General features: G+C 68.4%; 22 protein-coding genes. 11 read left to right on the plus strand and 11 right to left on the minus strand.

All coding sequences use genetic code 11. The features are described 5' to 3' along the window. Positions 1–234: 234 nt before the first annotated feature. Genes ACIA49_RS23610 through ACIA49_RS23645 form a run of 8 tightly spaced genes read left to right on the plus strand, consistent with a single transcriptional unit; the run spans position 235 to position 7129 of the window. Positions 235–1923, plus strand: coding sequence for a nitrite/sulfite reductase (locus ACIA49_RS23610; protein WP_396379467.1), 1689 nt, complete (start codon positions 235–237; stop codon positions 1921–1923). After that, positions 1920–2069 carry a hypothetical protein gene (locus ACIA49_RS23615; protein ID WP_396379468.1) on the plus strand — a complete coding sequence of 50 codons (150 nt, stop codon included), beginning with the start codon at positions 1920–1922 and terminating at the stop codon, positions 2067–2069. The genes ACIA49_RS23610 and ACIA49_RS23615 overlap by 4 nt, the downstream gene beginning before the upstream one ends. After that, positions 2066–2752 (plus strand): phosphoadenylyl-sulfate reductase, encoded by a 687-nt coding sequence (locus ACIA49_RS23620; RefSeq protein WP_396379470.1) that lies wholly within the window; start codon positions 2066–2068, stop codon positions 2750–2752. Before ACIA49_RS23615 ends, ACIA49_RS23620 begins: the two co-directional genes overlap by 4 nt. Further along, complete coding sequence (cysD, locus tag ACIA49_RS23625) at positions 2734–3720, plus strand: sulfate adenylyltransferase subunit CysD (RefSeq protein WP_396379471.1); 987 nt, start codon at positions 2734–2736, stop codon at positions 3718–3720. Before ACIA49_RS23620 ends, cysD begins: the two co-directional genes overlap by 19 nt. After that, entirely contained in the window at positions 3720–5021 is a 1302-nt protein-coding gene (locus ACIA49_RS23630) for a sulfate adenylyltransferase subunit 1 (protein WP_396379472.1), read from the plus strand. Before cysD ends, ACIA49_RS23630 begins: the two co-directional genes overlap by 1 nt. Further along, entirely contained in the window at positions 5018–5797 is a 780-nt protein-coding gene (locus tag ACIA49_RS23635) for a sirohydrochlorin chelatase (RefSeq protein ID WP_396379473.1), read from the plus strand. Before ACIA49_RS23630 ends, ACIA49_RS23635 begins: the two co-directional genes overlap by 4 nt. A 46-nt stretch (positions 5798–5843) precedes the next feature. Beyond that, positions 5844–6071, plus strand: coding sequence for a CopG family ribbon-helix-helix protein (locus ACIA49_RS23640; protein ID WP_396379474.1), 228 nt, complete (start codon positions 5844–5846; stop codon positions 6069–6071). Continuing rightward, positions 6071–7129, plus strand: a complete 1059-nt coding sequence (locus ACIA49_RS23645) for a Clp protease N-terminal domain-containing protein (RefSeq protein ID WP_396379475.1) — start codon at positions 6071–6073, stop codon at positions 7127–7129. Before ACIA49_RS23640 ends, ACIA49_RS23645 begins: the two co-directional genes overlap by 1 nt. Here the strand turns inward: ACIA49_RS23645 and ACIA49_RS23650 are convergent. From ACIA49_RS23650 to zapE, 5 genes are read right to left on the minus strand one after another with little or no spacing between them, the layout of a single operon-like run. After that, complete coding sequence (locus ACIA49_RS23650; RefSeq protein ID WP_396379476.1) at positions 7126–7995, minus strand: PPK2 family polyphosphate kinase; 870 nt, start codon at positions 7993–7995, stop codon at positions 7126–7128. The genes ACIA49_RS23645 and ACIA49_RS23650 overlap by 4 nt on opposite strands. Positions 7996–8035: 40 nt before the next feature. Continuing rightward, on the minus strand, positions 8036–8692 hold the full coding sequence (locus ACIA49_RS23655; protein WP_396379477.1) for a response regulator: 657 nt from the start codon (positions 8690–8692) through the stop codon (positions 8036–8038). Next, positions 8689–9837: a sensor histidine kinase gene (locus ACIA49_RS23660; protein ID WP_396379478.1), complete on the minus strand. Its 1149-nt coding sequence runs from the start codon at positions 9835–9837 to the stop codon at positions 8689–8691. The genes ACIA49_RS23655 and ACIA49_RS23660 overlap by 4 nt, the downstream gene beginning before the upstream one ends. A gap of 56 nt (positions 9838–9893) precedes the next feature. Continuing rightward, complete coding sequence (locus ACIA49_RS23665) at positions 9894–10145, minus strand: hypothetical protein (RefSeq protein ID WP_396379480.1); 252 nt, start codon at positions 10143–10145, stop codon at positions 9894–9896. Next, on the minus strand, positions 10142–11146 hold the full coding sequence (zapE, locus tag ACIA49_RS23670) for a cell division protein ZapE (RefSeq protein ID WP_396379481.1): 1005 nt from the start codon (positions 11144–11146) through the stop codon (positions 10142–10144). Before zapE ends, ACIA49_RS23665 begins: the two co-directional genes overlap by 4 nt. A 30-nt stretch (positions 11147–11176) precedes the next feature. Between zapE and ACIA49_RS23675 the strand changes: the two genes are divergently transcribed. Together ACIA49_RS23675 and ACIA49_RS23680 are read left to right on the plus strand one after the other, a co-directional pair. Further along, a complete protein-coding gene (locus ACIA49_RS23675) occupies positions 11177–12103 on the plus strand; it encodes an aldo/keto reductase (RefSeq protein WP_396379482.1) in 927 nt (308 codons plus the stop codon). A 114-nt stretch (positions 12104–12217) separates the two neighbouring features. Further along, complete coding sequence (locus ACIA49_RS23680) at positions 12218–12379, plus strand: zinc-binding dehydrogenase (RefSeq protein WP_396379589.1); 162 nt, start codon at positions 12218–12220, stop codon at positions 12377–12379. 152 nt (positions 12380–12531) lie between these two features. On the opposite strand, the gene ACIA49_RS23685 is transcribed toward ACIA49_RS23680, so the two are convergent. Next, a complete protein-coding gene (locus ACIA49_RS23685) occupies positions 12532–15810 on the minus strand; it encodes a M28 family peptidase (protein WP_396379483.1) in 3279 nt (1092 codons plus the stop codon). A gap of 239 nt (positions 15811–16049) precedes the next feature. Here ACIA49_RS23685 and ACIA49_RS23690 point away from each other — a divergent pair, with 239 nt between their 5' ends. Beyond that, complete coding sequence (locus tag ACIA49_RS23690) at positions 16050–17027, plus strand: LysR family transcriptional regulator (RefSeq protein WP_396379484.1); 978 nt, start codon at positions 16050–16052, stop codon at positions 17025–17027. On the opposite strand, the gene ACIA49_RS23695 is transcribed toward ACIA49_RS23690, so the two are convergent. The 5 genes from ACIA49_RS23695 to ACIA49_RS23715 all read right to left on the minus strand — a co-directional run bounded on the left by ACIA49_RS23695 (position 17028) and on the right by ACIA49_RS23715 (position 22017). Beyond that, positions 17028–20270, minus strand: coding sequence for a S8 family peptidase (locus tag ACIA49_RS23695; protein WP_396379485.1), 3243 nt, complete (start codon positions 20268–20270; stop codon positions 17028–17030). 82 nt (positions 20271–20352) lie between these two features. Beyond that, positions 20353–20688, minus strand: coding sequence for a YnfA family protein (locus ACIA49_RS23700; RefSeq protein WP_396379487.1), 336 nt, complete (start codon positions 20686–20688; stop codon positions 20353–20355). Beyond that, complete coding sequence (locus ACIA49_RS23705) at positions 20685–21107, minus strand: MerR family transcriptional regulator (protein WP_396379488.1); 423 nt, start codon at positions 21105–21107, stop codon at positions 20685–20687. The genes ACIA49_RS23700 and ACIA49_RS23705 overlap by 4 nt, the downstream gene beginning before the upstream one ends. Further along, the gene (locus tag ACIA49_RS23710; protein WP_396379489.1) at positions 21104–21400 is read right to left on the minus strand and encodes a hypothetical protein; all 297 of its coding nucleotides are present in this window, start codon (positions 21398–21400) and stop codon (positions 21104–21106) included. The genes ACIA49_RS23705 and ACIA49_RS23710 overlap by 4 nt, the downstream gene beginning before the upstream one ends. A gap of 38 nt (positions 21401–21438) precedes the next feature. Next, positions 21439–22017, minus strand: coding sequence for an FHA domain-containing protein (locus ACIA49_RS23715; protein WP_396379491.1), 579 nt, complete (start codon positions 22015–22017; stop codon positions 21439–21441). Positions 22018–22036: the final 19 nt, after the last annotated feature.

Consider the following 22036-nt stretch of genomic DNA (forward strand, 5'->3'; position numbering starts at 1 on the left):
GCTCGCTGCCCGCTCCACTCACCTCGTAGGTCGGATTCATGTCGACCTCGGGCGGATGCGCAGCGCCATCTGTTGTCCTTCGATGTTCTGACAGCCACCCCGCCGGGCCTGCTCGAGGCCCCCTGATCTCCCCGATCACCGCTGGGTGCGCACCGCGCAGACGCATCGAACCGACGACGTTTCGATCCCCCCTGCGGCGGACGCACCTGTCCCAAGGACAAGGACACCTGCCGGATGACTGGCGTCACCTCCGCCCCTGCCAAAGCGCCCCGCCCCCGTAAGGGCAAGGGCGAGGGTCAGTGGGCCCTCGGTTACCGCGAGCCGCTGAACAAGAACGAGGAGAACAAGAAGAACGACGACGGCCTGAACGTCCGGGCCCGGATCGAGAACGTCTACGCGCACCGCGGCTTCGACTCGATCGACCCCGCCGACCTGCGCGGCCGCTTCCGCTGGTGGGGTCTCTACACCCAGCGCAGGCCCGGGATCGACGGCGGCAAGACCGCGACGCTGGAGCCCGAGGAGCTCGACGACAAGTTCTTCATGCTCCGGGTCCGCATCGAGGGCGGCCAGCTGAGCACCGAGCAGCTCCGGGTGATCGCCGAGATCTCCACCACCTACGCCCGCGACACCGCGGACATCACCGACCGGCAGAACATCCAGCTGCACTGGATCCGGGTCGAGGACGTCCCCGCGATCTGGCAGAAGCTGGAGGCCGTCGGGCTCTACACCACCGAGGCCTGTGGCGACGTCCCGCGCGTCATCATCTCCTCCCCCGTCGCCGGGATCGCCGCGGACGAGATCATCGACCCGACGCCGGCCATCGACGAGATCGTCGAGAAGTACATCGGCAGCACCGAGTTCTCGAACCTGCCGCGCAAGTTCAAGACCGCGATGACCGGTCACCCGTCGCACGACGTCGTACCGGAAGTGAACGACATCAGCTTCGTCGGTGTCGTGCACCCCGAGCACGGTCCGGGCTTCGACCTGTGGGTCGGCGGCGGACTCTCCACCACGCCGATGCTCGCGCAGCGGGTCGGCGCGTGGATCCCGCTCGACGAGGTGCACCTGGCCTGGAAGGGTGTCGTCAGCATCTTCCGCGACTACGGCTACCGCCGGCTGCGGAACCGGGCCCGGCTGAAGTACCTGGTCGCCGACTGGGGGATGGACAAGTTCCGCGAGGTCCTGGAGAGCGACAAGTACCTCGGCCGGAAACTGATCGACGGCCCCGCGCCCGAGATCCCCGCGGTCCAGGGCGACCACGTCGGCATCTATCCGCAGCAGGACGGCCGGTACTACGTCGGTGTCGCGCCGGTCGTGGGCCGGGTGTCGGGCAGCTCGCTGGCCAAGGTGGCCGAGGTCGTCGCGGCGCACGGCTCGGACCGGATCCGAACCACGGCACAGCAGAAGTTCCTGGTGCTGGACGTCGAGGAGGACAAGGTCGAGTCGCTGGTGGCGGCCTTGGACGGCCTCGGCTACCAGGCCCGGCCGTCGGCCTGGCGGCGGAACACGATGGCCTGCACCGGCATCGAGTTCTGCAAGCTCGCCATCGTCGAGACGAAGGCCCGCGCCGCGAAACTGATCGACGAGCTCGAGGAGCGGATCCCCGACCTCGACGTACCGATCACGGTGAACGTCAACGGCTGCCCGAACTCCTGCGCCCGGATCCAGGTCGCCGACATCGGCCTCAAGGGCCAGCTGGTACTCGATGCCGAAGGCAACCGGGTCCCCGGCTACCAGGTCCACCTCGGCGGTGGCCTCGGCCTCGACGCCGGCTTCGGCCGCAAGCTGCGCGGTCACAAGGTCACGTCCGACGGACTGGCCGACTACGTCGAGCGGATCACCCAGAACTACCTGAAAGAGCGGTCCGAGGGCGAGCGCTTCGCCCAGTGGGCAGTCCGTGCCGAGGAAGGGGCTTTGCAATGAGTGAGAGAGCCGCACCGTTGTACTGCCCGTACTGCGGGGATGAGGACCTCCGGCCGTCGGAGGAAGGGCATGGCGCGTGGGAGTGCCGGCCGTGTGCACGGGTGTTCTCGCTCAAGATGATCGGGTTGCGGGTGAACGTCGAATGAGTACTGACCTGAAGTCGCTCGCCGAGGAGGCCAACGTTCGACTGGCCGACGCCTCGGCACAGGAAGTGCTGGCGTGGGCGCGGGAGACCTTCGGGGACGACCTCGTGGTGACCGCTTCGATGGCAGACGGGGCGCTCCCCCACCTGGCGGCCGAGGCGGCTCCCGGCGTCGACGTCCTGTTCCTCGACACCGGCTACCACTTCATCGAGACCATCGGCACCCGGGACGCGGTCGCGCAGATGCTGCCGATCAACCTGATCAACGCCACGCCGTTGCAGACTATCGAAGAGCAAAACGCCGAGTACGGCGAGAAGCTGTACGAGCGTCGTCCGGACCAGTGCTGCGCACTCCGCAAGGTCGAACCCCTGAACCGGCACCTGTCGCACTACAAGGCGTGGGTCACCGGCATCCGCCGCGAGGAGGCGCCGACCCGCGCGAACACTCCCGTCATCGAGTACGACGCCAAGCGCGACATGGTGAAGCTGAACCCGATCGCCCCGTGGACCCAGGAAGACCTGGACACCTACATCAGCGACAACGGCGTACTGGTCAACCTGCTCCAGTACGACGGTTATCCGTCGATCGGCTGCGAACCGTGCACCCAACGCGTCGCGCCGGGCGAAGACCCCCGCTCGGGCCGCTGGTCCGGCACCGGCAAGGTCGAATGCGGGCTCCACACATGACCGCCGTACTGGATACCTTCCCCACCCCACCGCCCCGATCTCTGGAAACCCCCTCGGAGGCTCCCCTGACCACGCAGACGGTGACCGAGCTGGACGCCCTCGAGAGCGAGTCCGTCTTCGTCTTCCGTGAGGTGGCGGCGGAGTTCGAGCGTCCGGTGATCCTGTTCTCCGGCGGCAAGGACTCGATCGTGATGCTGCACCTGGCGCGCAAGGCGTTCGCGCCGGCCGGGGTGCCGTTCACGCTCCTGCACGTCGACACCGGACACAACTTCACCGAGGTCCTCGACTACCGCGACAACGCCGTCGCCCAGTTGGGGCTGCGGCTCGAGGTCGCCAGCGTCGAGGATTACATCGCCGACGGCCGGCTGCGCGAGCGCTCCGACGGGACCCGTAACCAGCTCCAGACCGTGCCGCTGCTGGACGCCATCAACGAGCACCGCTTCGACGCGGTCTTCGGCGGCGGCCGGCGCGACGAGGAGCGGGCCCGGGCCAAGGAGCGCATCTTCAGCCTGCGCGACGAGTTCGGCCAGTGGGACCCGCGTAACCAGCGGCCCGAGCTGTGGTCGCTCTACAACGGCAAGCACAAGCCGGGCGAACACGTGCGGGTGTTCCCGCTGTCCAACTGGACCGAGCTGGACGTCTGGAACTACATCGCCCGCGAGAACATCCCACTCCCGTCCATCTACTACGCCCACGAGCGTGACGTGTTCGAGCGCGACGGCATGTTGCTTGCCGTCGGCCCCTACTCGCAGCCGCGCGACGGCGAGACCGTTGCCCAGCGCACCGTTCGCTACCGCACCGTCGGCGACATGTCCTGCACCGGCGCCGTCGCCTCCACCGCGGCCACCCCGGCCGAGGTCGTCGTCGAGGTAGCCGCCAGCACCATCACCGAACGCGGCGCCACCCGCGCCGACGACCGGGCCAGCGAGGCCGCGATGGAAGACCGCAAACGAGAGGGGTACTTCTGATGAGCACCCCGATCCAGCGCCAGCTGCTCCGGCTCGCCACGGCCGGTTCGGTCGACGACGGCAAGTCCACGCTGGTCGGCCGGCTGCTGCACGACTGCAAGGCGATCCTCGCCGACCAGATCGCGCACGTGAAGACGGTCTCCGAAGCGCGCGGTGGTGACTTCGACTTCGCCCTGCTCACCGACGGCCTGCGCGCCGAACGCGAACAGGGCATCACGATCGACGTCGCCTACCGGTACTTCGCCACCGACAAGCGCTCGTTCATCCTGGCCGACTGCCCCGGACACGTGCAGTACACGCGCAACACCGTCACCGGCGCCTCGACCGCGGATGTCGTGATCATCCTGGTCGACGCCCGGCACGGCGTACTGGAACAGACCCGGCGGCACCTCGCCGTCGCGGGCCTGCTCCGGGTCCCGCACGTCGTCCTCGCGGTCAACAAGATCGACCTGGTCAACTACGACGAGGCCGTCTACTCCGCGATCACCAAGGAGATCCAGGAGCTCGCGGACCGCCTCGGCATCGCCGACCTCACGACCATTCCGGTCTCCGCGCTCGTCGGCGACAACATCGTCCAGCACTCCACCGAGACCAGCTGGTACGACGGCCCGACGCTGCTCGAGGTCCTGGAGAACGCGACCGGCCGGTCCGACATCTCCGGCAGCCCGCTGCGGTTCCCGGTCCAGTACGTGATCCGCCCGCAGACCGACGACGAGTACCGCGACTACCGCGGCTACTCCGGAACCGTTGCCTCCGGCACCGTCTCGGTCGGCGACCAGGTGATCGTGCTGCCGGCCGGACGCCGTACGACGGTCTCCGGCATCGACCGCGCGGTCGTCTCGGCCACCGCCACCGCGGTCGCCGAACGGCCGAGCGCGGTCGCCGGGGAGGCGGTCACGGTCCGGCTCGCCGACGACATCGACGTCGCCCGCGGCTCGGTCATCGTCGCGGCCGACTCCTCCCCCGGCACCCGCCGGGAACTGTCCGCCACCGTGTGCTGGCTGTCGGAACGACCACTGACCGTGGGCGCCCGGCTGCTCGTCAAGCACACCACCACCACGGCCCAGGCGATCGTCACCAAGATCGCCGGGGTGCTCGATCTGGCCACGCTCGGCGTCATCGACGCCGCCGGGCTCGACCTGAACGACATCGGCAAGGTGCAGCTCAAAATCGCCGCACCCCTGGCCGCCGACCCGTACTCCAGTAACAACATCACTGGATCCTTCCTGCTGATCGACGCCCACGACGGGTGGACGCTGGCGGCAGGCATGATCGACGACGAAGAAGGGGAACTGCTGTGACTGCTCCAGCGCTCGTGATCCTCGCCCACGGCAGCCGCGACCCGCGGTCGGCTGCCACCGTCCACTCGCTCGTCAAGTGCCTGCGCGAGATGCGTGACGACCTGCGGATCGAAGCCTCCTTCCTCGACCACTGCCCGCCCACGCCGTACCAGGTGATCGGCAAGCTCGCCGCCGAGGGTGTGGAGGAAGTCGTCGTCCTGCCGCTGCTGATGTCGTCCGCGTTCCACGCCCGGGTCGACGTACCGGCCGTGATCGACGAGTCGCGCAGCCGGTTCCCGAACCTGCGGATCATCGCCTCCGACGTGCTCGGGTACGACGACTCGCTGCTCGACGTCCTGGACCGGCGGATGCGCGCCGAACTCAAGGACGGCCGGGTGCGTGAACTCGACGCGCTCGTCCTGGCCGCGGCCGGATCGAGCGACTCCCAGGCCAACGCCAGCGTGACCCGCCTGGCCCGCCTGTGGGGTCAGCGGCACAAGCTGCCGGTCACCGCCGCGTTCGTCTGCGCCGCCACGCCGTCACCGGCCGAGGCCGTCCTGCAGTGGCGGCTCGAGGGTCGTCGGCACGTCGCCGTCGGCTCGCTCTTCCTCGCGCCCGGCGTCCTGCCGGACCGCGCGGAGTCCATGGCCCGCAAGGCCGGTGCCGTCGCCGTGTCGCGCCCGCTCGGCGTCAGCGCCGAGGTCGCCCGCCTCGTCCTGCTCCGGTACGGCGTCGCCGGCCTCGACCTCCTCACCCTGGCCCCGGCTCCGCGCCCGGTTCTGGTCCAGTCCGCCTGATCCCAGCCCTTCCAAGATAGCGTGATATCACGCTATCTTGGTCGGCATGGCGAAAGAAGCGACGAAGAACATCCTGCTCCGGCTCGACCCTGAGCTGGCCGAACGGCTGCAGACGATCGCTGCGGTCGAAGGACGATCGGTGTCGGAGGTCGCCCGCGAAGCGATCGCCGAGCTGGTCGACCGCCGTCGTGCGGACACCGACTTCAGCCGTCTGCTCGAAGAGAACCTGACCCGGCACGAGGAGTCCCTGCGCCGTCTCCGCGGGGACGGCTGATGCGTTACCTCGACCTGTACGACGTTCTGGCCGTCGCCGCGCGCGTGTTGCGTTGCGACACCGCTGAGGCGGTCCGTCGGACCGACCTCGAGGCGGTCGAACGCGTGCTGGCCGACGTACGCAGTACCGCCGGACTGGCCGAGGCGACCGCGGTCCTGCTCGCCGGCCTGGTCCGGGCCCGGCCGTTCGGCGGCGCGAATCGAGTGGTCGCCGTCGCGGTGATCCTTCAGTTCACCGCGCTGAACCACGCCGACCTCCGGCTCGAACCGGTCGAGGAGGTCGACGAACTCCTCGACCGAGTCGCGGCCGGCGACTCCACCGGGGTGGCCGACTTCGTCCGCGAACGCCTGCAACGCACCGGGTTCGAGGCCATGCTGGAGCAGCAGCTCGGCTTCGACGCGGCGCTCGAATCAGCGATCGATGACTGGATTGGGAGGCGAGTCGCTATGTACGAACGATTCACGGAGCAGGCGCGCAAGGTGGTCATCCTCGCGCAGGATGAGGCACGGGGACTCGACCACAGCTACATCGGCACCGAGCACCTGCTGCTCGGCCTGATCAATGTTCCTGAAGGTGGCGCCGGGAAGCTGCTGTCCACGGTCGGTGCACCGGCAGTACGGGAGCTCGTGATCGAGATCGTCGGCCGTGGTCAGCACGCCCCCGAAGGGCCCATCCCGTTCACACCGAGGGCCAAGTCGATCCTCGAAGACTCGTTCACCGAAGCACGGCGGCTCGACTCCGAGAACATCGACACCGAGCATCTCCTGCTCGGTCTGCTCAAGGACACCGACGGCGTGGCGGCTCAGGTGCTGTCCCGGCTCGGCGTCGAGGTCAGTGACCTACGGAGTCAGGCCGAGCGGCGGATCGATCGCCGCCAACGGTCACAGGAGGCGGTCGCCGCGATGGTCGCCGGCGATGCGGGCTGGACGTCGTACGGGCGGCGGCATCACCTGATCGCCGAGCTCAACGCCGTACTGGACGAGAACGAACGGCTGCACGAGCAGGTCGCCAGGCTGCGCGACCTGCTCCGCAAGCACGACATCGATCCGGAGGGTTAGGTCGCGGCCAGGCGCTTCTTCTCCTGGTCGACGTCGAAGTCGGCCGCCGGCCACTGCGGGTCGAGGTTCTTCAGCGTCTCCAGGAGAAGGGTCGTGACGGCCCAGTTGCGGTACCACTTGCGGTCGCTCGGGATCACGAACCACGGCGCCTGATCGGTGTTACAGCGCTCGATCGCCGCGTGGTAGGCGTCCATGTAGTCAGGCCAGAGCTGGCGCTCGTCGACGTCACCCGGGTTGTACTTCCAGTACTTGGTCGGGTTGTCGAGGCGCTCCTCGAGCCGTGCCTTCTGCTCGTCGTGCGAGATGTGCAGGTAGCACTTCAGGATCGTCACGCCGCTCTCGGCCAGCTCGGTCTCGAACTCGTTGATCTGGTCGTAGCGCCGGTCCCACACGTTCGGCGCCACCAGGTTGCGGACGCGCGCGATCAGCACGTCCTCGTAGTGCGAGCGGTCGAAGATGCCGATCATCCCGTGCCCCGGGACGGCCTGCCGGATCCGCCACAGGAACCCGCGGCGCTTCTCGGCCGGCGTCGGCGCCTTGAACGAGGTGATCTTCAGCCCCTGCGGGTCCATCAGTCCGGCGCCGTGGCGGATCACGCCGCCCTTGCCGGACGTGTCCATCCCCTGCAGCACCAGCAGAATGCTGCGCTCGCCGCCCTTGCGGCCCTCGGCGAACAGCCGCTCCTGCCAGTCCGACACCTCGGCGCCGAGGCTCTCCAGTGCGAGCTTGCCGTCGTCCTTGGCGCCCTCGAACCCGGTCGTCGCCCGCGTGTCGTACGCCGTCAGGTCCACCGGGCCCGCAGGGACGCGCAACTGCTCGAGCAGCCCCCCGGCCTCCTCCGCCTTCTGCTTCTTCTGCTTCGCCATCCGCCCATCCTGCCCTATGCCGCCACCGGGACCGCGGAGGTCAGCGACTGATCCGGCCGGTTTCGTAAGCCCACATGACGATCTCGACCCGGTTGCGGGCGCCGAGCTTGGTCATCACGGCGGCCAGATGGGTCTTGACCGTGCTCAGGCTGATGTGAAGGTCCGCGGCGATCTCGGAGTTGGTCCGGCCTCGGGCCACAGTGATCAGCACCTCCTCCTCGCGCCCCGTGAGCGGCTCGGTCGGCTGCACAGCCGGCCGGCCGAGACTCGTGTCGGAGAACGCTGCAAGCAGGCGGGCGGTGATCTTCGGCGCGATCAGCGCGTCGCCCTCGGCCGCGGCCCGAATCGCCTGCACCAGCAGCTCCGGCCCGGCATCCTTGAGCAAGAACCCCCGTGCACCAGCCTTCAGCGCACCGTGCACATACTCGTCCAAGTCGAAGGTGGTGATCACCACCACGGCCAACGGATCGGTCACCCCCGGTCCGGCGAGCGCACGGGTCGCGCCGATCCCGTCCAGCCCGGGCATCCGGATGTCGAACAGGCAGACGTCCGGCCGCAACCGGCGAGCCATCTCCACCGCTTGGTGGCCGTCCGCCGCTTCGCCGACCACCTCGATCCCGGGCTGTACACCGAGGATCATCGACAGGCCGGTCCGGATGATCTCCTGGTCGTCGGCGACCAGGACTCGAATGGTCATCGGGCCACCCCCGTTCGCGGCAGCACCGCTTCGACGGTCCAGCCCCGCTCGGTCCCTGGGCCGGCGACGAACGTGCCGCCCAGCAAGGTCGCCCGCTCGGTCATTCCGATCAGCCCGTACCCCGATGGGTTCCGCTCTGCCGAGCCGCCATCGCCGTCGTCGTCCACAGTCACCCGGATCCATTCCTGGTCTCCGACGACCCGCACGTCGATGCGGGTCGCGTGCCGCGCGTGCCGTGCCGCGTTGGTGATCGACTCCTGAGCGATCCGATAGATCGCGGCGCCAACCGGTGATCTCAGGTCGGTCAGGTCACCTGCCAACTCCACCTGGACCCGAGGCCCGTCCCCAACGCTGCCGGCCAGCGACTCGAGGTCGGCCACTCCTTGTTGCGGGGCGAGCGCCGCCACCTCCTCGGCCCGGAGTGCACCGACCATCAATCGCATCTCGGCGAGCGTCCGCGACGCCTCCGCCTCGATCACGCCCAGGGCTTCCAGCGCCGCCTCGGGATGCGACGCGGCGACCACCCGGCCGGCCTGCGCACGGACCGCGATGGCCGAGACGTGATGCGCGACGGTGTCGTGCAGTTCGCGCGCGAGCTGGGCCCGCTCCTGCAATCTCATCCGGTCGAGTTCGCGAGACCGCGTGGCCGACCAATACCGGACCGCGGCACCGATCGCCGCCGGGGAGAGCAGAAACACCCCGGCGAAGATCGCGTTGGTGATCCCCGTGTACTCCGCGGCCGTCCCCGTCACCAGCGCGGTCAGGAAGATGACCAACCCCACCCCGACCTCCCGGCCGGAGCCCCACCGTGCGAGCGAGTACGGCAACAACACCAGGGCGACCATCGTGTTCAGACCCACCGGCGGCAAGTCTGAGACCAGGGCGACCACCGATCCGAGGATGGCGACCCCGAACCCGATCACCACCACGGTCAACGGATGGGTACGCCGCCACAGCAGCGCCACGATGACGATCACCGCGAGCACGATCGCAACGGGACGCCATACGACATCGGCCCGCAGTAGGCCTTCGAGGATTGCCGTCGGCAGCAACAGCCCGACGAGCGCCCAGTCCCGCCAGACCCGTCGCGGTGGCTGCGGCGCACGCGGCTCACGCCAGAGGGCTCGCACCGCATTCGTCGCCATGGCCTCAGCGTAGACAGCGGAAGCGCCCGGCGTACCAGCCGAAAGTACGGCTCGCCTTAGGACGGTGTGGATTCAGCGGCGCGCCGCCGCCGGCGCCACAGGACGACCTCGGTCACGACGACCGCGATCAGGCAGACGGCGATCGCCCCGATGCTCCAGAAGAATCCGCCGAGGGCGGCTAGGCAGTCGGTGGTGTCATCGCCTGCACACATGTTCCGGTCGTAGTACGCCGTACCGACGAGGAACGCGACGTACGCCAGGACTGCTGTGCCGCCGACGTACCCGATGAACCGCAGCAGGATCTTCATCGGGACAGCGCGATCAGTCGTGACAAGGCCCGGAGGTACTTCTTGCGGTAGCCGCCCTTGAGCATCGCGGCGGAGAACAGCTGGTCCAGCGGTACGCCGCTGGCCAGCAACGGCAGGTCGCGGTCGTACATGCGGTCGGCGAGAACCACCATCCGCAGCGCCACGTTCTCGTCGTCGAGTGGGCGGAGGTCGGTGATCGCGACCGTCTGTACGCCGTCGAGCAGAGCGCCGTACCTGCTCGGATGCAGTTGGGCCAGGTGGTGATGGAGATCGACGAAGTGGTCACACGAGGTCGCGGGCCGCTCGGCCGCGGTCTGCTCGACCTGCTCGTCGGTCAACGGCTCGGGCGCGACCGGCAGACCGCGATGCCGGTAGTCCGGGCCGTCGATCCGCCGGACGTCGAAGTTGGCGGCCAGCGCCTGGATCTCGCGGAGGAAGTCGACGGCCTGGAAGCGGCCCTCCCCCAGTTTGTCGGGCAGCGTGTTCGAGGTCGCGGCGAGTTGGACGCCGGCAGCAACCAACTGACCGAGCAGCCGGCTGATCAGCATCGTGTCGCCGGGATCGTCGAGCTCGAACTCGTCGATACAGATCAGCCGGTACGACGAGAGCGCCTCGACGGCCGCGCGGAGCCCGAGAGCGCCGACCAGGTTGGTGAGCTCGACGAACGTGCAGTACATCTTCGGACCCGCGGACTCGTGCCAGAGCGAGGCGAGCAGGTGCGTCTTCCCGACCCCGAACCCACCATCCAGGTAGACGCCGGGCTTGCCGGCCTCCGCCTTGGCGCCGCGCAAACGAGACCACAGCGACGGCGCCTGCCGGGGCTGGGCCAAGTGCTTGGCGCGCTCTGTCAGTACGGCGAGCGCCGCGGCCTGGGACGGCTCGTCCGGGTTCGGCCGGTACGTCGCGAACCGGGCCTCCGCGAAGCGGGGTGGCGGCACGCACTCCGAGAGCAGCCGATCCGAGCTGACCTCCGGCCACCGCTCGCTCAGCCGAATCACCATGCCGCCAACCCTAGTCGTAGGGTCGACGTCATGGACCTGCGACCACTGGGCACCACCGGCCTGACCGTCTCTGCTGTCTGTGCCGGCGGCAGTGGGCTGGGCAGTATGCCGGCTGTCTTCGGGTACGACGTCACCGCGCAGCAGGCGATCGAGGTCGTGCTGCGGATCTTCGCCGGCCCGCTGACGTGGATCGACACCTCGAACGGGTACAGCGACGGCGAGAGCGAGCGCCGGATCGGCCAGGCGATCCGCGAGTACGGCGGTCTGCCGGACGGGTTCCTGGTCGCGACCAAGGTCGATGCGCTCGGCGCCGACTACTCGGGCGCTCGCGTCCGGGCGAGTGTTGCCGAGAGCAAGGAAAGGCTCGGGCTGGACGACCTGCCGCTGGTGTATCTGCACGATCCCGAGTTCCACGACTTCGACTCGATGCGCGAGGCGGTCGACACGCTGATGCAACTACGCGCCGACGGTGAGATCGGGCACGTCGGTCTGGCCGGCGGAAACCCTCGCGAACTCAGCAGGTATCTCGATCTCGGTGGCTTCGAGGTGCTGCTCGTGCACAACCGCTGGAGTCTGGTCGACCACTCCGCGGGTGCGCTGATCCAGAGAGCGCTCTCCGACGATCTCGCCGTGGTCAACGCGGCGATCTACGGCGGCGGGATCCTCGCCAACCCGCAGGGCGCCACCAAGTACGGGTATCGCGACGCACCGGACGCCGTCCTGCGGGCGATCGCTGAGATGGATGCGCTGTGCCGGTCGTACGGGACGGATCTGGCGACGGCCGCGCTGCGGCACTCGGTGGACAGTCCTGGGATCACCGGGACGGTCGTCGGTATCACCAAGCCGGCCCGGGTCGACGCACTCGTCACCGCACTGGAGGCCGATCTGCCGCAGGAGCTCGTCGACGAGCTGGATGCGCTACTGCCGGACCCGCGCTACTGGCTTGACCTCAAGTAAAGTTGAGGTCATAGCTTCGCCGGTACGTTCGGGTGGTCGGGCGGCGATCCACTGCCGGAGGACTCCCCTGAACTGTCCTCCCGCGGTGTCACGGTCACCGCCGCCCTCGGGGACATTCGCAGCCGGCTCCGCGAATTCGAGGGCGCGGCCCTCGACGACACTGTCGAGGGCCGCTGGAGAGCGCTCTCGACCACGTTCCCGCTCTCCGAGGCACCCTCCGCTCACCGGGCCCTCGAGGAACGCCGAACCGTGGGCGAGGTCGTCCTCCTCCCCTAACGTCCGAACAGCCGTAGTGCGTGGTCGGCGAGTTTTCGGACGCTGGGCATCACCCCGCGCACACCGCGGCCTTCTCCCACCTCAACAGGAGAAGGCCGCGGTGCGGGGACGGGCTGCGGAGGACCTGGTGGGTTCCTCCGCAGCCCCGCTGGTTAATAGATGGTGTAGCTGAAGGTCGCCTTGCCGGAGGCCCCACCGGAGTCGGTCCCGGTGACGGTCGCCGAGAAGGTGCCACGCGTGGTCGGCATGCCGGTGATCGACCCGGACGAGCTGATCACGAGGCCCGGCGGCAGACCGGTCGCGCTGAAGGTGACCGGCAGGCCCGCGCTCGAGGTCGCCCGGACCTGGAGCGGGAAGCTCTGCCACCCGACGAACCCGAACTGGCTACCCGGGTTCTGCACGGTCACGGTGCCGGACTGTGTTCCGGTCACCGTCAGCCGGTACGTCGACTCGTGGCTGACCGCACCGGTCCCCTTCACCACGATGTCGTACGTACCGGCCGCCGTGGACGCCGAGGCGGCGATCGTCAGCGTTGCCGACGAACCCGACGTCACGCTGGTCGGCGAGAACGTCGCGGTCGCGCCGGTCGGCAGGCCAGAGGCGGCCAGCTGCACCGACTGCGGGTCACCGCTCGTGGTCGCCGTCTTGACCGACGTCTGCACCGAGTTGCCCGGGGCAACCGATCCGCTGGCCGGGTCGATGCTCAGGCTGAAGTCGTTGCCCGCCGGCGGCTGGTCGCCGACAGCCAGCTTCCAGAGCGCGTACGCCGTGGCGTCGGCACTGCGGTCGAGCACCGTCGTCGCGATGTTCGACGGGTACTTGTCACACGCCGAGTGGTAGCAGGAGTCGTACGCCGAGCCAGCGGTGCCGCCCCATTTCTGTGCCTGCGCGCTGGTCTTGCGGGCACTTGCCCCGGCGGCGACACCGCTGGTCGGGATCCCGGCATTCTTGAAGGACGCGTCGTCCGAACGTCCCGCACCTTCGGTGTTCTCCTCCGGAGCCAGGTTCAGCCCGTCGTAGAACGCCTTCAGCACCTTGCCGGTGTCCGTGGTGATGTTGTTGACGAAGTAGCCCGCGTTGGTGGACGCGACCATGTCGAAGTTCAGGTAGGCCTTGATCTTCGACTTGTCGGCCGACGACAGCTGGCCGACGTAGAACTTCGAGCCGTTCAGGCCCTGCTCCTCGTCGGTCCACCAGGCGAACCGCACGTGCTTGGCCAGCGACGGCTTGGCCTGGGCCAGGGCGAGCGCGACCTCGAGGATGTTGGCCGATCCCGAACCGTTGTCGTTGCTGCCCGGACCGGCGCTCACGCTGTCCAGGTGCGCGCCGAGCATGATCGCCTGGTTCGCGTCCCCACCCGGGAAGTCGGCGATCAGGTTGTCCGACGGGTACTGGCAGTTCGTGCAGCGCTGCTTGGCCACCGTGTACCCGGCGTCGCGCAGCTTCTGCTCGATGTAGCTGATCGACGCGGTGTGGCCCGCGCTGCCGGCCCGCCGGTTACCACCGTTGTTGTCGGCCGCCGACTGCAGCGCCGCCAGGTGCGCCTTCACCTTCTCGACGTCAATGTTCGGTACGTCGGCGGGCGGGGTGGAGCCGCCGACGGTCAACCGGTACGTCGCCGTCCGGTCGACAGTGGCGCCGTCGCCGGTGATCTGGATGTCGTACGCACCGACCGGCGTACTCGAGGTGGTGCTGATCTTCAGCGTCGACGAGTTGCCGGACTGGATCGAGGCCGGGTCGAACGACGCGGTCGCGCCGGACGGCAGACCGCTCGCGGACAGCTGGACCGACTGCGCCGATCCACTGCCGATCACGGTGTTCACGGTCGCGGAAGCGCTCTCTCCGGGCTTCACGGAGCCGTTCGCGGGCGAGACCGACATCGTGAAGTCGTTGCCGGTCGGGGCGCAGGTCGCCTCACCGGACTGGGCCGGGACCGTCACCGCATCCCAGGCGGCCTTGACCTTGCCGAACAGCGCACAGCTGCTGTCCAGGTTCTTGGCAGCGGTCAGAGTGGTCGAACGCCACTTGCCATACGACATGTTCGACGTCTTGCCGAGCATCGCGTTGTAGAACAGCTTGCCGGCGTCCTTGATGCCGATCCCGGTCAGCGTCGTGTTGTTACACGTCGGGCTGGTCGGCTTGCCGTTGCCGGGGTTGGTGCCCTCGGCAAGCAAGTAGAACCAGTGGTTCATCGGGCCGGCCGAGGCGTGGATCTCGTTCGGCAGGCTGCTCGAGTTGCAGTCGGGGTGTCCGGAGACGTTCGACGGCTTGTACATCACCCGGATCGGGCCGCTGCCGGTCAGGTCGATCTTCTCGCCGACCTCGTAGTCCGGCGCGTCGTTCGGGTTGTTCAGGTACGCCTCGGTGAGCGCTCCCCAGATGTCCGCGACCGCCTCTTGTGACGGGTAGCCGGAGATGCCACCCGGCGTGTAGGCGTCCAGTCCGTGGCCGTACTCATGGGCGACGACGTCGGTCGCGGTGATCCACTGGCGGGCGTTGTTGTAACCGAAGATCACGCCGTCGGAGTTGTACTGCGAACCCCAGTAGGCGTTCACGTCACCGAGCCCGACCAGGGCGTCGGCCCACTTGCCCTGGTTGTCCAGGCCGTTGCGCCCGTACCAGTTCTTCAGCAGATCCCACTCACCGGCGGCGACGTACATGACGTCGGTGCAGCCGGCTTCCTTGTCGGTCTTCGACGTGCTCCCCCACGTGTCGTCGGAGCCGGAGTACGTCTGGCCGTTCGCGGAGTCACCACAGCGCAGCGACGGACGCGCCGGGTCGGTCATCGTGTACGTCGACCCGGACTGCGTCGTACCGATGGTGAGGTTGGAGCCGTTCCAGATCCCGGTGCCGGTTCCGGCCGCGCTCTCCTCGATCTTGTGCACGACCTTGCCGGTGTGGGCGTCGACGTACACCTTCTGCCGGGTGAGCTCACCGTGGTCGCGGCCCTGGACACGGGCCTCCCAGGCGAGCACGGGCTTGGCGCCACCGGCGTACACGACGAGCGTGGGCTGACCTGGGACGGGGTCGGCCTGCGCGATCGTCTTCTGTGCCGCCTTCTGGGCGGCCGCCTTCGTCACCGTGGGTGTGCGGTCGACGGAGATCGGTGCCTGCTGCGCGACGGTGATGCTCTTCGCGTTGCCGGCGTTGTCGGTGGTGACGACGAAGTCGCCGCCGACCACGGCGAGGTCGTTGTACGTGCGCTGGTAGGCGACGTAGTTCAGACCCCACGGCGTACTGATGTCCTGCTGACGGATGAACCGGTCCCCAGATCCGGCCTTCAACTCGGCGGCCCGTCCCTCGACCAGACGGTCGGCGGTACGGATCGCGGCAGCCCGCGGATCGGGCTTTCGTGCTGCGCTCTCGTCGGCGGTGGCCGCCGGGAGCTTGGTGGTGACCACAGCGGTGGCCAGAAGCGCGAGACTCAGCACGCCTCCGACTGTCGCTGCACGCAGGGCAGTGCGTTTCACTGGGACACGTCCTCACTGGATGGGGGCGGAGATCCCGCCACCGGCCGCTGGGGCTGCAGTCCGGTCCGGCCGGTGGCGGAAGATCGAGGACGCCGGCTCCTTGCAGGGCAGGCAGGTGAACGTCCGGCATCCTCTGTCCGACGACATTGACACCTCTACGTGATGGCTGTGATATCCCAGCAGGGCATAACCTCGCCGCTATGGAGCTCGAACTTCGCCATCTCCGCGTGGTGTGCCGGCTCGCGGACACGGGCAGCGTTTCCAAGGCCGCGGCGGCGCTCGGCGTCTCCCAGCCGTCACTGACCGCCCAGCTGCACCGCATCGAGGAGGCGGTCGGCGGGGCTCTGTTCGAACGCGCCACGACGGGCGTCGTACCGACACCGCTGGGCAAACACGTGCTGAGCAGATCGCGGGCGATGCTCGCGGACATGGACGAACTGATCGGTTCGAGCCGGCGTTATACCTCTGGCTCCGGCACGCTCCGGCTCGGCTCGTCGCGCACAGTCATGTTCGGCGCCTGGCTGGCGCGCCTCGAAACAGCGCTCTCCGGTCGTGAGATCGCGACCCAGGTGGACTCGTCGAGCGCCGTACTGACCGAGCTCCTGGCCGCCGACGTCCTCGACATCGCGATGATCGGCCGCGCCGACGACGCCTACGCGCCGCCGTGCCCGCAAGGCATCCGCGAGCAGACGATGGTCTTCCCCGAACCGTTCTCGATCGCGCTCCCCGCCGATCACCACCTCGCCGGTGCCGACGAGGTGAAGCTCGTCGAGCTGGCCGACGACGTCTGGATCTGCCCGCCGGCCGGCAAGGAGGACGGTGAGCTCGCCTATCTGCGCGAAGTCTGCGAGGACGCCGGCTTCACGCCGCAGTTCCGGTACGGCAACCTCGACACCACCGAGATCGAGCAGCTGATCGGCGCCGGGCGCGGCATCTGCCTGTGCGCGCCGACGGTGCGGGAGCTGCCCCGCACCGTCGTGAAGCCGCTGGCCGGTCAGCCCCTGTCCTGGCGCCGTACTCTGCGCTGGCGCGTCGACAACGTCAGCCAGGAGACGGTCAACGCCATCCACCAGACCTTCGTCGACACCTACCGCGAGACCATCGAGGAACACGCGACCGCCCGCCCCTGGTGGAGCGGGCGGCCCGAGGCCCACCCCACCGTGATCGATCCGGACTGATCAGCGCAGCCGGTAGGCGTTGGTCACCGTCTGGGTGGCGGTGTTGCCGGCCTTGTCGGTGACGACCGACTTGAGCGCGATCGTCTTCGCGGGCGTCGTGAAGGACGCCACGTAGTTCCCCTTCCGCTGGGAGACGACGGTCGCCTTCGTCCAGGTCTTGCCGCCGTCGCCGGAGATCCAGACCTGCACGCTCTTCAGTGCGCCGACGGGTGCCTTCGGCTGGAACTTGACCACGAACGGCAGCTTGGTGATCGTCGTCCGCTTGACCGAGTTGTTCAGGTCGACAGCCGGCCTGAACTGTGTACCCCATAAGGGCAGCGAAAGCGTCTTCTTGCCGGTACCGGCCGAGGTGAACGTCCAGACGTTGCTCAGCTGCGTGGAGAGCTGCATCGCCGGAACCTTCTGCGTGTTCTCCACCCGGTACGACGCCTTGGCCGCCGGCACGTCGACCTGCGTGTCATCGGTCGAGACGAGCTTGCCGTTCCGGAACAACCGAGTGCTGTAGGTACCACTCTCGTTGGCCGACTCACCGGGGTGCCCGTCCTGATCGGTGTTGGGGTTCACCTCGATGAACATCTCGTTCCCGGTCCGGCTGACGCTGCCGTTGAGTGACGGAGCCGCGACGGACGCACCCCACCGCTCCCGGTAGGCCTTGCCGCGCCGGTAGGTGGTCTCCGACAGCCAGGTCACGAGGGGATCCAGCTCGCCCTTCTCGATCCGGTCCTGGTCGATGTTGGCCGACCAGCGGGCGCCGGCGTCGAAGTACTGCACGGTCTTGGCCGGCAGGTGGTAGAAGAAGGGCTCTGGATCGGTCGGCTGCTGCATGCCGGGCAGCCCGCCCAGGCGCAGATCGGTCGCGACACCGCTCGGCTGACCCGCGGTGTACTGCGAGGTCACCGTGGCCAGCGCTTTCTGGTCGACGATCCGGTTGTAGCCGGTGAGGTAGCGACCGCGGACGCCTTGCATCAAGTTGTAGCTGTACGGCGAGTCGACGAACTGGCCGTCCTTGTCCTGCTTGCCCCAGCGGGAGTACGAGTAGGCGACGAAGTCCTTCGTCGCAGCGGGTGTGCCGAGCGAGGCGGCGTACAGCTTGCTCAGGTCGGAGGTGCTGTCCGCGCTCTCGAACACGCCGCCCGGGTAGGTTAGTGAGTAGCCGACCTGCAGTTCGGTCAGCTTGGCGTCCTGCTTAGGTAGCTTGATCCCGAACGGCTTGGCCAGCCGTGCGTCCGCGACCAGGTTGGCGGTGTGGTCGAGGTTCAGCGTCGGCCAGACCAGCCGGTACTGCGTGTCCGCGTCACCGTTGATGGTCGCGTCGACGACGTACCGGCCCTTCGGGAGCCGCACCTTCGCGACGCCGTCCGCGCCGTGGAAGACCTCGGTGATCTTGCCGTTGGCGACGTTGACGATCCCGGTCACGTAGTTGTTCGACGGCTGACCGTTCGGGAGCAGGTGCTTGATCGTGACGTCGTACTTCTCCTGCTCCTTCTCGATCGCGTACGGCGTCCCGACCGTCTGACCGCCGCCGGTCGCCACCAAGCGCCCGGTGTACATGCCGACCGCGGCCTTGCGCGTGTCCGCGGTGACCTTGACCGTGCCGCTACCACCCGCAGGGATCGTCAGCGTCGTCGGGCTGAACGTGAACGTCTTGGTGGCGCTGCTGGTCAGCGTCAGCGTGACGGGCTTGGTACCTAGGTTGCTGTACTCGAGATCCTTCACGAGGGGCTTGTCGTCGGTGTGCGGCCAGAACTGGGTGCCGAACGACAGGCTGCCCGTCGTCGCGACTACGGTCTGCGTGATCGCCTTGGCAACGTCGACGCGGCCGGCGCCCTGCTGGAACACGGTCTGCTTCGGCAGCGCCTTCGCCGAACCCATCAGAGCCGACTTGAGCTCCGGGCCCGTCCATCCCGGGTGCTGCTGCAGCAGGAGCGCAGCTGACGCGGCCACGTGCGGCGTCGCCATCGACGTACCGCTCATCTTGAGGTAGTACTTGCCGACCGGGTCGCCGATAGTCGAGTCCTTGGACTTCGCGGCCACGATGTCGACGCCCGGCGCGGTGATGTCGGGCTTGAGGGCGCCGTCGCCGACGCGCGGACCAGGGTTGGAGAACGGCGCGTACTGATCTTTCTTGTCGACGGCGCCGACCGTGAGCGCCGAGTCCGCGCTACCTGGTGAGTCGACCTTGCCGCCATCCTCGCCCTCGTTGCCCGCGCAGATGACGAACAGGGCTCCGGTCTGGGCGGAGAGCCGGTTGACGGCCTCTTCGAGCGGGTCGATGTCCGGGGTGTCCGGGCCACCGATGCTCATGTTGATGATCTTGGCCTTCTGGTCGACCGCGGCCCACTGCATCCCGGCCAGCATCTCGGACTCCGGGCAGTCGTCACCGGAGCAGACCTTGCCGTCGAGCAGCTTCGCGTCCGGCGCGACGCCCTTGTACTTGCCCTTCGACGCGGCGCCGGTACCGGCGATCGTCGAGGCGACGTGGGTGCCGTGGCCGATGTTGTCGTTAGCGTTGTCTGTGGTGAAGTTTTTCTCGGCAACGATCTTGCCCTTGAGGTCTGGGTGCGTCGCGTCGATCCCGGTGTCAAGAACCGCGACCGTCATGCCCTTGCCGGTGTAGCCGGCCTTCCATGCCGCCGGTGCACCGATCTGCGGAACGCTCTGGTCGAGCGTGATGTGCCGCTTGCCGTCGAGCCAGATCTTCGCGACCGGATTCGCCGACCGCGCTCCGAACTGGTGCAGGAAGTCACCGGTCTTCGGTGCGGACACCGCCGCGCCGTCGATCGCCGGCAGCTCCTGACGAACGGTTGCCGCGCGCAACGACGTCGCCCGGGCACCGCCGTACGAGATGATCAACGGGGTGGACTGCGTTTTGGCGTCGTCGTACCCGAACTTCAGCAGCGTCGAGACCTCGAAGAGCCGCCGGTCAAGCTTGCCCTCGGCAACATCCGAGGTCACGTCGGACGGCATCACGACGAGCTTCCCACCGGAGCGCTGGATCGAGAACACCACGTGGTCCCGGCCCGGGCCGCGCTCGATCCGGACCTTGGCCGGATCACCGTCGCGCAGGACGACCTTGTCCCCCGTGATCAACGTCACCGCCTTGTCCTTCGGACCCACCGGCAGCGACAACTTCGTCGTACCGGCCTCCTGAGCGGCATCCGCGCCACTCCCGGCCACCACCACCCCGACCGTTGCCCCCGCAACAGCCACCGCCACGGCGACCGCCATCCAGCGCTGCTTCATCTCGTCCTCCACGCATCCCCAGACACCACCCGAAACCGGGCGACATCGTTGGGATGACGTGATCAGGCGCGAAGGTTGAGTTTCAGTTCTGTCGCGGTGCGTACATGATCACGACCACGCCGGCCAGGCAGATCGCGGCGCCGATCACGTCCCAGCGGTCCGGGCGGAACTTGTCGACGACCATCCCCCACGCCAGCGACCCGGCGACGAAGACGCCGCCGTACGCGGCGAGGATGCGCCCGAAGTTCGGGTCCGGCTGGAACGTCGCCACGAAACCATAGGCGCCCAGGGCAACCACTCCCCCGGCGATCCACCACAACCCCCGATGCTCACGCCACCCCTGCCAGATCAGCCACGCCCCACCGATCTCGGCGATCGCGGCCAGCACGAACAACGCTATCGACCGTACGACGTTCATCCGCGCCCCGATCCGGTGAACGGCAACGGGCAGCCCGGAGTGCCTGCGCAGGTCTGGAGATCATCGCAACCAGCGGCCAGCGCGGTCCGCAAGGTTGCGGCGATCTCGGTCAGGTCGGCGAGTTTCGCTTCCACGTCGGCTAGTTTCGCGCGCGTCTTCGCCTGCAGCCCCGCTCCCTCGCCGTACCCATGCCGATGCCGAGCCCCGTCCAGCAGCTCGGCGACCTCGGAGAGCGTGAACCCGAGGCGTTGCGCTGCCTTGATCATCCGTAGTGTCGTGACCGCATCCTCCGGATAGAGGCGATGCCCACCGGGCGTCCGCTCAGGCTCATCAAGCAGGCCGCGGCGTTCGTAGTACCGGAGGGTCTGCCGGTTGACGCCGCTCGCAGCCGCCAGCTGACCGGCTCGGAGAGCGCTCACTCGGGTAACCGCGCAGCGAGAGCATCCAGAACGGCGGTCCGGTTCGCCGAGACCTGGATGCGCAGGCGGGCCTGAGCATCGAGAGTGAACGTGAAGAACGTGCAGCATGCGCTCTCTCGGGCAATCAGGTCGGCGGCAACGGCGTGAGAGTCGGCTGTGAGGACGAGGTCCAGAGTGAGCGGATCGACCCGATCGGCGGTCACCAGGTGATCGGCGAAGAGCTGGTCGAACTCAGCGACTCGGAGGGGCTGCTCGGCGGTCGGGAGGGTGCAGGCGTCGGGGACCCAGTTCATCCCTCGACGGTAAACCCGTACCCCGGTACCGGATGCAACTATTCGGTCCAGGTGAGGATGAAGGCGACGGCGCCGAAGCTCAGTTGGTCGCCGGGGCGGACGCGTACGGGGGTGGTGATGCGGCGGCCGTTGTGTTGGGTGCCGTTCATGGAACCGAGGTCGCGGACCATCCAGCCGTCGCCGACGTGGCGGAGTTCGGCGTGGTGGCGCGAGACGGAGACGTCGGCGAGGCGGAGGGTGGCGCCGTCGCCGCGGCCGATCCGGACGGTCGGCGAGCCGGCCGGTGGTAGTGCGAGCTGAGCAGCCGGTACGGCGATGAGCTCGCGCCGCGCCAGCGGGATCCCGACCAGATCCTCGATGCGGCGCCAGACGTCGACCCGCGCCAGCCGGGTGCGCACGGTGCGCATCCAGACGGCGATTCGCGGTTCCGGGCGCGGCAGGTCGGTCAGGACCGAGTCGAGCTCGCCACGGCTCTGCGCCTTCAGCACGAAGTTCATCCGGCGGATGAACGTGTCGTGCGACAGCCGGCCCGAACCGGCGCCGTCACGCAGCACGGCGAGCGCGCGATCACGCTCGGCGTCGGACGGACGCGCGTTCGTGAGCGGGAGCGGACTCATGAACGAAATTGTCGGTGCG

Origin of the sequence: Kribbella sp. NPDC051587, from assembly GCF_044453945.1 — a bacterium.
GTDB lineage: Bacteria > Actinomycetota > Actinomycetes > Propionibacteriales > Kribbellaceae > Kribbella.